At 46.4% G+C, this 10,461-nt stretch carries 7 protein-coding genes and 1 tRNA gene; 5 read left to right on the plus strand and 3 right to left on the minus strand.

Annotation, left to right across the window (positions count from 1 at the left end; genetic code table 11):
* Window positions 1-289 precede the first annotated feature (289 nt).
* Both Q0R35_RS15330 and mscL read left to right on the plus strand, forming a co-directional pair.
* Window positions 290-1,624 (plus strand): hypothetical protein, encoded by a 1,335-nt coding sequence (locus Q0R35_RS15330; RefSeq protein ID WP_295620166.1) that lies wholly within the window; start codon window positions 290-292, stop codon window positions 1,622-1,624.
* A 175-nt stretch (window positions 1,625-1,799) separates the two neighbouring features.
* The gene (mscL, locus tag Q0R35_RS15335) at window positions 1,800-2,273 is read left to right on the plus strand and encodes a large conductance mechanosensitive channel protein MscL (RefSeq protein ID WP_295620169.1); all 474 of its coding nucleotides are present in this window, start codon (window positions 1,800-1,802) and stop codon (window positions 2,271-2,273) included.
* A gap of 61 nt (window positions 2,274-2,334) precedes the next feature.
* Here the strand turns inward: mscL and Q0R35_RS15340 are convergent, their stop codons facing one another.
* The gene (locus Q0R35_RS15340) at window positions 2,335-3,573 is read right to left on the minus strand and encodes a methionine gamma-lyase family protein (RefSeq protein ID WP_295620172.1); all 1,239 of its coding nucleotides are present in this window, start codon (window positions 3,571-3,573) and stop codon (window positions 2,335-2,337) included.
* Window positions 3,574-3,655: 82 nt separating this feature from the next.
* Here Q0R35_RS15340 and Q0R35_RS15345 point away from each other — a divergent pair, with 82 nt between their 5' ends.
* Both Q0R35_RS15345 and Q0R35_RS15350 read left to right on the plus strand, forming a co-directional pair.
* Window positions 3,656-4,483 (plus strand): fatty acid desaturase, encoded by an 828-nt coding sequence (locus Q0R35_RS15345; RefSeq protein ID WP_295620175.1) that lies wholly within the window; start codon window positions 3,656-3,658, stop codon window positions 4,481-4,483.
* Window positions 4,484-4,634: 151 nt separating this feature from the next.
* Window positions 4,635-4,705, plus strand: a tRNA-Gly gene (locus tag Q0R35_RS15350).
* A 37-nt stretch (window positions 4,706-4,742) separates the two neighbouring features.
* Here Q0R35_RS15350 and Q0R35_RS15355 read toward each other — a convergent pair.
* Window positions 4,743-7,031, minus strand: coding sequence for a serine/threonine-protein kinase (locus Q0R35_RS15355; RefSeq protein WP_295620178.1), 2,289 nt, complete (start codon window positions 7,029-7,031; stop codon window positions 4,743-4,745).
* A 518-nt stretch (window positions 7,032-7,549) separates the two neighbouring features.
* On the opposite strand from Q0R35_RS15355, the gene Q0R35_RS15360 reads away from it, so the two are divergent.
* Entirely contained in the window at window positions 7,550-7,888 is a 339-nt protein-coding gene (locus Q0R35_RS15360; protein WP_295620181.1) for an XRE family transcriptional regulator, read from the plus strand.
* Window positions 7,889-7,976: 88 nt separating this feature from the next.
* On the opposite strand, the gene Q0R35_RS15365 is transcribed toward Q0R35_RS15360, so the two are convergent.
* A partial coding sequence (locus tag Q0R35_RS15365; RefSeq protein WP_295620184.1) for an ATP-dependent Clp protease ATP-binding subunit occupies window positions 7,977-10,461 on the minus strand: 2,485 nt, incomplete at its 5' end.

A 10,461-nucleotide genomic window follows, 5' to 3' on the forward strand; every position in this document is an offset into this window, starting at 1 on the left:
AGAAGGGTTGGGGATGAGGGCTGTTAACCTCCGCATAAAAATTGGGATGCTCCCTTCTGGATGGAATTGGCGATCGCTGTTTTTAGTTAATTGGTAGAGAATTACTAACATATTGATACTCTTGGCGATCGTGTGGCTCTAAGCTACGCTAGAATCAGTAAATATTCAGCATAAAGTCTATTTGTAAGTATAATTTTAATAGTTATGATGTAGGACGGCAGGACTGATTTAACACATACCAAATTAGATAATAAATAACTTTGATAAACAATTTTAGGAGGTATGTTGCTTGATAAAATCAGATGCTAATATTGGTGGAGCCACACCCCTAGAAAATCGAGATGAAACAGATTCACAATGGCTAGAATTAGAGTCGAAGCTGTCGAGCGATCGTCGCAATCAAGTCACCCCCGCTCTTCACGATAATTCGCGATCGCTTGCTCCAGAATTAAATGGATCGATCGCAGATCGACAAGATCGATCGATCGTGACAGCCGAACTCGATTCGATGCTGACATCGCTACAACGCACAACTCCACAACCGCCCCAGCCAAACTCGAAACCAGAGCCTAGTTCGATCGTCACGCTCCGTCCAACTTCTAGATCCGAGCCAGCGATCGATCCTCAAGACTTACTCGCACAAATCGATGAGGCTTGCCAGCAACTCGATACCGCTCAAGCTCAATTACACACGATCGAGCAACGCAATCAAACTCAAGTCGAGCGGATTGATGCGAATACACTAGAAGTTAAGCAGATAAAATTTCGGATTCAACAATTAGCGCAACATAGCAAAAATCAGGTTGAAAAATCGGCTCAAATGCTGGCGGAGATCGCCACAATTCGCACAGAAATAGTCACTAGCTTAGATAAATTTGGGGGTGAAGGAGAGATTCAACAGATGTTATCTCAACTCGAACCTACCAGACATGCCCTAATTCTGGCTCACGATCGCGTCGTCACCGGACAAGAGACTTTTTATGAATCTTTACAAGAAATTCAAGCGCGAGTAACTGCACTCAGTCAAGAATCAGAAGCTAAACTCCGCCAAGAGCGGGAGTTAATGCAGAGTTTATCGCAAACTATTTCGATCGATCGCTTGCAAATAGCGGGCATGAGTGTCGAGATGAGTACCAAGCTCAATGAGCTACATGGGTTAAGTACACAAATTACCACCATCCATGCCCAGATTGTCGAGAAATCGCAAACGTTTCAATCTAAAATCGAATCGATCGAGCGAGGATTTGCCGAAATTTCTCAATCGATGCAGGCAGAAAAACAGCAATTTTACGCACTAACGGCTGAATCGATCGAACGTACCGATCTAATTCGCCCACAACTAACCGAGATCTCTAAAAAAATCGATGACGATCGGGCGAAGACAGTCAAGATCGAGTCGGCAATTTCGGCAATTCGTACTAACGCCAAACAAGCAGAGGAACAACAGCTTACTAATTTTGAGCTGCGCGATCGTGAGATGATTTTACTCGCCAATAATTTTCAGATCGATCGCAATAAACAGCTTACGGCAATTAAGAAAATGTCTACCTGGCTGTGGGTATTATCTGGTGTAATAGCAGTGCTTTTCATCTTAGTGTTACGGCTCTCGCTCTCGCTTAAATAGCCCTCAATCTACTGTTTGTATATAATTAAAACTATTTCGCTCTACTTAGTTGACCTGGTAATATTTATCACGTTAATTGGCTGAATTTTATCGATTGTTCGACCGATTGCCATATAATGTGTGATAATTTCGATCTACTATTTGTTTAAGATCGGAACTAGGGAAAAATAAAATTATGACCATGAGACCTTCTAGAGCGGCTGCGACCGGATTTGCAAAAGACTTTCAAGATTTTGTGATCAAAGGGAATATTTTCGATTTAGCTGTCGGTGTAATTATCGGTGCAGCTTTTGGTAAAGTTGTTACCAGCTTTGTTGAAAGTATTATTATGCCAATTGTTAGCGTCGCCATTCCGGGCGGTAGCTGGAGAGAAGCAAAAGTGGTACTCGGAACTATTGCCGATCCGAAAGACCCTAAAAAGACTGTTGAAAATGCAATCTTATTCGGTCAATTTTTTGGCGGATTACTAGATTTTGTGATTATTGCTTTTGTGATCTTCTTAATGATTAGAGCGTTAGCTAAGTTCAAACGGAAAGAAGAAAAAATAGAAGCAGCAGATACTAAAGACTGTCCGTATTGCCTCTCGGTAATTCCGATCGCAGCTAGCAAGTGCAGCCATTGTACTTCTGAGTTACCGCCAACGATGTAGGTTTTAGGTTTTAGACTTTAGGGAGGGAGGCAATCGCGATCGCGATTGCCTCTTGCTTGTTTTAGAGATTATCGATCGCGTTAATTGCGGCAACTGCGGCTTCAAGGGCGATCGAAATATGCGTCCAATGAGTGCCACCCTGACAGAACGCAGTATAAGGCTCACGGAGGGGGCCATCAGCCGAAAATTCTGAGGTACTACCGTCGATAAAAGTCCCGCCAGCCATAATTAACTCGCTTTCGTAGCCGTGGAGATTACCAGGAACGGGATCGACATAGGCATCGATAGGTGAATTTTGTTGGATCGATCTACAAAAAGCAATTAATTTAGCGCGGGAACCGAATTTGATGGCTTGAATCACATCGCGACGGGGTGCCATTGGTAAGGGATTGACGGCATAGCCTAATTTATCGAAGACATAAGCAGTCAGATGGTTGCCCTTCATGGCTTCGCCAACCATTTGGGGTGCCAGAAATAAGCCCTGGAATAACAGCCGATTTTGATCGTAAGTAGCACCGCCAGCAGAACCGATACCGGGTGCGGTGAGGCGACAAGCTGCTGCTTCGACTAAATCCGCTCTTCCGGCTACATAACCGCCCCCAGTGGCGATCGTCCCGCCGGGGTTTTTAATTAGCGATCCGGCAATTAAATCTGCACCCACCGCAGGCGGTTCGCGATCTTCGACAAATTCACCATAGCAATTATCGACAAAACAAATCGTGTTAGGATTTTGCCGTTTGACAATCTCCACAATTTTACCAATCTCAGCGATTGATAAAGACGATCGCCAAGCGTAGCCGCAGGAACGCTGAATCAGGACGAGACGGGTATGCGATCGCACCGAATGACTCAAACCATCCCAATCGATCCCCCCGTCGCTAGTAAGGGCTAATTCGCGGTAGCTAATGCCAAATTCTTGCAGCGATCCCTGTCCCGTTCCTCTCGTACCGATGACTTCCTCCAAAGTATCGTAAGGCGCACCGACTACCGACAGCATTTCATCCCCCGGACGCAATACGCCAAACAAAGCACAGGCGATCGCATGAGTACCAGAAACAAATTGAATCCGCACGGCAGCAGCTTCGGCACCCATCAGTTCGGCAAAGACTTTATCTAGAGTTTCCCGCCCCAAATCGTCGTGTCCGTAGCCGCTGACACTGCTAAAATGTCGGACACCCACCCGGTGACGAGCATAAATTTCTAAAACTTGGCGGAGATTACCCTTGACTTGACCGTCAATACCATTAAAAATCAGGGATAGTGCTTTTTCTGCTGCTGGAATGATTAACTTGCCGTTCATGATTCGATGGGGGTAAATTATTAGGCGGTTGGATCTGCGAGCAAATCGGGCATATTATCACAACTCTTCATAGGTTATCTCAATGACTGTTGCCGCATCAACAAAACTTCGTCTCGACTGGACGATGATTATCGCGCTCGTTATCTTTCACATTGGCGCGATATGTGCTTTTTTACCAGGAATATTTAGCTGGCAAGCTGTCGGAGTGGCAGTACTGCTTCACTGGATTACAGGTGGTTTGGGAATTACGTTAGGCTGGCACCGTTTACTTTCTCACCGGAGTTTTCAGGTGCCCAAATGGTTGGAGTATTTTTTTGCTTTGTGCGGCACACTAGCATTGCAAGGTGGCATTATTTGGTGGGTAGGGTTACACCGTCACCATCATTTACATTCCGATGAAGATGTCGATCATCATGATTCTAAGAAAGGTTTCTTGTGGAGTCACATTCGGTGGATGTGCTTTGAAATCCCGGCTGAGAGCGATATTCCCCGCTTTACTAAGGATATTGCCAACGATCCTTTTTATCAATTTTTGAATGAATATTTTTTCCCCTTGCAAGTTGTACTGGGAGTAGTATTATATGCGATCGGCGGTTGGCCGTTTGTCTTCTGGGGTGTATTTGCACGGCTGGTAATTGTTTATCACTGCACTTGGTTGGTAAATAGCGCGACTCATAAATTCGGCTATCGTAACTTTGAAACTACCGATAACTCGACTAATTGCTGGTGGGTAGCCCTCACGACTTATGGTGAAGGTTGGCACAATAACCACCATGCTTATCAACATTCCGCCCGTCATGGGATGAAATGGTGGGAAATCGATATCACTTGGATGACGATTCAGGTGTTGCAATTTCTCGGATTGGCAACCAAAGTTAAATTGGTGGAAGCGGCAGCCACTAAAGATTAACATCAGATGTTAGTTGCTGAGTGTGGGCGGATCGGGAAAATTTATCGAGATCTCGGTGGAATTTATTTTCCACCCTTCCCACACTCAAAAATTATGTAAATCGATCGAGATGTGCTATGCTATTTGAGCGGTAAATTAATTCCGTACGAGTGCGAGTGTAGTTTAGTGGTAAAACTATAGCCTTCCAAGCTATTGATGCGGGTTCGATTCCCGCCACTCGCTTAATAGATAGTGAAATACTTTCGTCTACACTATCGATCTAAAACAGCGTTTTCGGTCTGATCCGATTTGCCTCATCTACTAGGGTAATTTTATCGTTGCCAGTACTCAAATGAGCCATCGATCGCAGCACTTTTTCTAAACCTTGACGGAGCTTAATTTCTTCGAGCGGTTGTCCTAAAATCATCAAACTACTCTGAGCGGTAATGGCTCTTGATGTAAGTAGATTGAGGGCAGTTTCAAATACTTGGCGATCGAGTCGATATTTTTCGATGCCTTCTAAAGTCAGGGCTTCAACTGTTTGAGTGGCTGATTTTAATTCGGTAAGTGTCGGTTGGGGGTGTCTGGGAAGATTGATGGCAACTGGTAATTGTCGATCGACTAAAATACGCGCGATTTCGACTTTGGCTCTAGTATAGAGCGTGGATGTCTGTGGCACTTGTTGTAGTGCAGTAACGGCAGCATTGCGATCGCCTTGCATTAAGCGACAACGGGCTAAACCGAAGGCAGAGGTAGGGTAATTGAGATCGGTACGCTCGACTAGTTCGTACATTTGTGCGGCGAGAGGATGATTGTTGCATAGCTCGGCGGCGATGGCGAAAGCCAGTTTTGGGGCAAGTTCCCCTGGTAAATCGAAATAAACGCGATCGAATGCGGCTTGGGCATCTTGGGGGCGGTTTTGGGAGAGCAGAGATCGACCGTGATACCAGTCTACCCGCCAATCCCAAGCGTCTTGTTTGGCGACTTGCTCTAGGAGTAAGTCGGCTTCAGCATAGTCGCCGACAGACTCGTTGGCGGAGCCTCTCGGAACGAGAATCGCGTCTCTGTCGATTAAATTACTTGCCAGTCGGAGTTTGGCTTCGATCGAGGTGGGTATTTGGATGACTACTTGCTTTAATTGCTCGATCCGGCGATCGAGATCTGTCGTCATACTGGCATTGAGAATGACGTTGAAGCCGGGATCTTTAGGATCGATGAGCAAATGAGGCAAATGTAAGTAGCTAGGCTCGATCGGGCTAAAATCGTTGCCAGCCGTGACAGATAACCTGTCGCTATCGAATAATGTACTAGTGGCAGGGCGGGGAATATTGGTTTCGGCGGCGACAACTTCTCTGAGTACTCCCAGTAGTTGCTCTGCCATCTCTTCGGCTGTCTGAAACCGATCGTCCGCCGCTGTAGCGGTGGCTTTGAGCAAGAAGCGGTAGAGAGATTCTTGCTGAGAAAATATATTATCTGACTGGGCACTGGGTAAGGTATATTGATGCTCGGTACTAAAGCCCGAAATATTGGTAATTAATACCGCCAAAGTTCGCCCGATCGTAAATAAGTCCGACACTATTGTCGGCCCTTCGCCAGCTTCGGGCGCAGCATACCCGATCGTCCCATAAATATCGCCATCTGGGTCGTCAATCCGGCGCGCGCCACCTAAATCGATTAATTTAATATCATCGCCTTCGAGCATGACATTATCGGGCTTAAAATCGCAATAGACTAAACCTTGCTGGTGGAGATAGGCAAAAGCTCCGAGTACCCGATGGATATAGGCAATCGCTTCAGATACGGGTAAAATTCCCCGCTCCTTTCGCAATTCCTTGAGCGTTTTACCACCGACATATTCCATCACGATATAGCCTTCCGCATCGTGGGTGACAAAGTTATAAATCCCCACGATATTCGGATGCTTGACTGCTGCCAAAAATTGCCGCTCCGCCAGTGCTACCGCCGCACTCGCCGCATCTTCGCTATTTAATAGCCCCTTGAGTACCACATACCGCATTAATAACTTGTCAAAGCCTAAGTAAATCCACCCCAAACCACCATAGGCGATCGCACCTTTAACTTCATATTGGCTGCCCACAACATCTCCCGGTGCTAAACTGGGAATAAAATTATATTTTTGCCCGCATTTAGTACAAAAACCTTTATCTCTTTTAACAGCCACATTGCAACCCGCACAAAACCGTTTATTTTCGGGTACATTTGGATTTGCTAAAATTGCTAATTCCGGCGCGGTGGAAGGTAATTCTGGAATCGATACCAATCCCGCACCCAATTGACGGCGACTAGTTTTGCCTGCAGTTGGCGCACTCCGACGGGTTCCGCGCGATCGATTGCTCGTCGGACTCGATCCGGTACTGGTAACCGAAGCACTATTAGGAGTGGTTTTGAGGCTCTGGGAACTAAATTTAATCGATCGATTACTCACATTTGCCGCCAGTGCGAGATCGAGTTCGGATTGAGATTTGAGCGCGGCTAGCCCACAGGTATCGCAATAACCATCATCGATCGTGCCATTACAGTTGTTGCGAGTACAGTTTAGTGTTGACATGCGATCTACTGGGTAAAGAGATATGTGTGAGCGGTTGTCTAAAGCTTGGGCGGAAATAGTCGTAAATATGCACCCGCGATCGATCTATTTAGCAATAGTTACTACCAGCAGCATACTAGGTTCCCGATCGATCTTAGCTCGATCGTCCTACTAATTTAGGATGCCGATCGAAAAACCGAGTACGATCGCTCGTATGTATTTAATCACATCCGATATTCGAGTCATCTCAATCTAGCGACGATGATAGTTGCTGGTAATAAGTCGGGTGTGAGGTGATTTCTGGAAATAATTCTCCCCTAATATTGTCTAAACTTTGATTAACACGATCGAATGATGGACTTTGATGGACTTCTAGCCGACAATCTTAGTCTATCTGTTAATCAAATAAATCATAGTTCAGATGGTATATTCTTTACGAGGAATCACCTTAGTCAAAAACGATTTTATCAGCAGCTTATTAAGACAGCAGATCGAAGATTTACCAACCATCTCAATCGTTTAGAGGAAGAAAAGAGCTAATGGGAACTACACTCCGTGACAAAATTCAAAGTTTACCACCAGAAAGACAATCTCAGATTCAAGCAATGGCTGATGAATTAATTGCTGAGGAAATGACTTTAAGAGCCTTACGCCAAGCTAGACAGCTAACTCAAGCACAAGTAGCTCAACGACTCAATATCGGTCAGGATGCCGTTTCTCGAATGGAAAAACGCACCGATTTACATTTATCGACATTAATGGAAGCTATTCGAGCAATGGGTGGAGAGTTAGAATTAGTTGTTAAGTTTCCAGATCGACCCTCTGTAAAATTATCTGGTTTTCAAGATTTAGGTGAAAGCTCTCTAGAAAAAGCATAATAGTGTCATCTATTAATTATAAATATTCCCAAAAAAAGGCATACTGTAAAGTATGCCTTTTTAAACTAATATTAAATTTATAGATCGATTACTCGCCGACTGGGGCTAATAAATCGGGTGCTGCTTTAGCGAGAATGTCCTGTTTGGGGGAAACAATCGCCTTACCATCTTCACCGATATCGACGATCGAAGTATCGCCATCTTTGAGACGACCTGAGAGCATTTCCTCGGCGAGGATATCTTCTAACAGGCGCATAATTGCCCGACGGAGCGGACGTGCGCCGTAAGCGGGGTTGTAACCCTCATCGATGAGTCGATCTTTAAATCGGTCGGTGACTTCGAGTTTGATGCCCTGATCTGTCAGGCGACCGAACAGATCTTTGAGCATAATGTCGGCGATTTCTTTGACTTCCGGCTTGGTGAGCTGTTGGAAGACGATGATTTCGTCCAGACGGTTGAGGAATTCAGGACGGAAGTAGTTCTTCAGTTCTTCGTTGACCAACGTGCGGATGCGGTTGTAAGTTGCTTCGGTTTTGTTGTCCGAGAACTCGAAACCTAAGCCGCCACCACCTTTCTCAATTACCTTGGAACCGACGTTCGAGGTGAGGATGATCATGGTGTTCTTGAAGTCTACCGTGCGTCCCTTGGCATCGGTGAGGCGACCGTCTTCTAAAATCTGCAACAGCATATTAAAGATGTCGGGGTGCGCTTTCTCGATTTCATCGAATAGCACTACGGTGTAAGGCTTACGACGGACTGCTTCGGTAAGTTGACCGCCTTCGCTATAACCGACGTAACCTGGAGGCGAACCGATTAGTTTGGAGACGGTATGACGCTCCATATACTCGGACATATCCAAGCGGATCATCGAATCTTCGGAGCCGAAGAAGTAGTTCGCCAATGCTTTGGTTAACTCGGTTTTACCAACTCCAGTTGGGCCAGAGAAGATGAAACTAGCGATCGGACGGTTGGGATTTTTCAAGCCAACACGAGCGCGACGAATTGCACGGGAGACAGCCTTAACAGCCTCTTCTTGCCCGATCAACCGCTGATGGAGGGTTTCTTCCATATTCAGCAGTTTGACCGACTCAGATTCGGTTAATTTGCTGACTGGTACGCCTGTCCAAGAAGCGACGATGTGCGCGATGTCTTCTTCGGTGACTTCGGGCATCACGCGCTCTTCGGTTTCGTCGTTCGCCTTTTTAGTTTGGGCGATCGTTTTAATCTCGGCTTTGATTTCGATTTCGCGGTCTTTAAGGGCACCAGCTTTATCGAAGTCTTGCGAGCGAACGGCTTCGTCTTTTTCTTTGAGGACTTTCCGCAATTCTTTATCCAATTCTTTCGCCGCAGCGGGGAGTTGGGAATTGAGTAAGCGGACGCGGGAGCCAGCTTCGTCCATTAAATCGATCGCTTTATCGGGTAAGAACCGATCGGAGATATAGCGATCGGCTAGTTTTGCCGCAGCTTCGAGGGCGAGATCGGTAATTTTCAGTTTGTGGTGCTGTTCGTAGCGTTCGCGCAGACCGTGTAAAATTTCGATCGTTTCGTCTACACTAGGTTCGCCGACCATAACTGGTTGGAACCGCCGTTCTAGAGCCGCATCGCGTTCGATATGTTTGCGGTACTCATCGAGCGTGGTCGCACCGATACATTGCAGTTCGCCCCGTGCTAGAGCGGGTTTGAGGATGTTTGCCGCATCGATGGCACCTTCAGCAGCACCAGCACCGATTAAGGTGTGGACTTCATCGATGACCAGGATGACGTTACCCGCTTGGCGGATTTCGTCCATGATTTTTTTGAGGCGTTCCTCAAATTCACCGCGATATTTAGTACCTGCGACGAGTAAACCGATGTCGAGGGTGACAACGCGTTTATCTTCGAGGATATCGGGGATATCCTGGTTGGCAATCCGTTGTGCCAAACCTTCCGCGATGGCGGTTTTACCGACACCAGGTTCGCCGATTAAGACGGGATTATTTTTCGTCCGGCGACCGAGGATTTGGATCACGCGTTCGATTTCTTTGGCGCGTCCGACGACGGGATCTAATTTACCGTCATGTGCCATTTGAGTGAGGTTGGAACCAAACTCGTCGAGTGTTGGTGTTTTATTCCCACCGGGTCGAGAGCCGGGAGCTGTAGCTACACCACCATCGGAGGTTTCACCGAGCATCCGAATTACTTGCGTGCGAACTTTGGTTAAGTCCACACCCAGATTTTCGAGAACTCTGGCGGCGACACCTTCACCTTCGCGGATCAAACCGAGGAGTAAATGTTCGGTGCCGATATAATTGTGTCCCAGTTGCCGAGCTTCTTCTAGAGATAGCTCTAGAACGCGTTTCGCTCTGGGGGTAAAGGGGATTTCAACGGCGACGAAACCCGAACCACGTCCGATAATTTTCTCAACTTCGATCCGTGCATCTTTGAGGTTAATCCCCATCGATTTCAAGACTTTCGCTGCTACGCCAGTACCTTCACCAATTAGTCCTAAAAGGATTTGCTCGGTACCGACAAAATTGTGCCCCAGGCGACGTGCTTCTTCCTGGGCCAGCATGATTACTTTAATGGCTTTTTCT

This window comes from Chamaesiphon sp. GL140_3_metabinner_50 (assembly GCF_025361915.1).
GTDB lineage: Bacteria > Cyanobacteriota > Cyanobacteriia > Cyanobacteriales > Chamaesiphonaceae > Chamaesiphon.

What these genes read in the sequence shown, in the direction of transcription:
- mscL (WP_295620169.1), top strand. Translation starts at nt 1,800, where the DNA reads ATGACCATGAGACCTTCTAGAGCGGCTGCGACCGGATTTGCAAAAGAC.
- Q0R35_RS15340 (WP_295620172.1), bottom strand. Translation starts at nt 3,573, where the DNA reads ATGAACGGCAAGTTAATCATTCCAGCAGCAGAAAAAGCACTATCCCTG.
- Q0R35_RS15345 (WP_295620175.1), top strand. Translation starts at nt 3,656, where the DNA reads ATGACTGTTGCCGCATCAACAAAACTTCGTCTCGACTGGACGATGATT.
- Q0R35_RS15355 (WP_295620178.1), bottom strand. Translation starts at nt 7,031, where the DNA reads ATGTCAACACTAAACTGTACTCGCAACAACTGTAATGGCACGATCGAT.
- Q0R35_RS15360 (WP_295620181.1), top strand. Translation starts at nt 7,550, where the DNA reads ATGGGAACTACACTCCGTGACAAAATTCAAAGTTTACCACCAGAAAGA.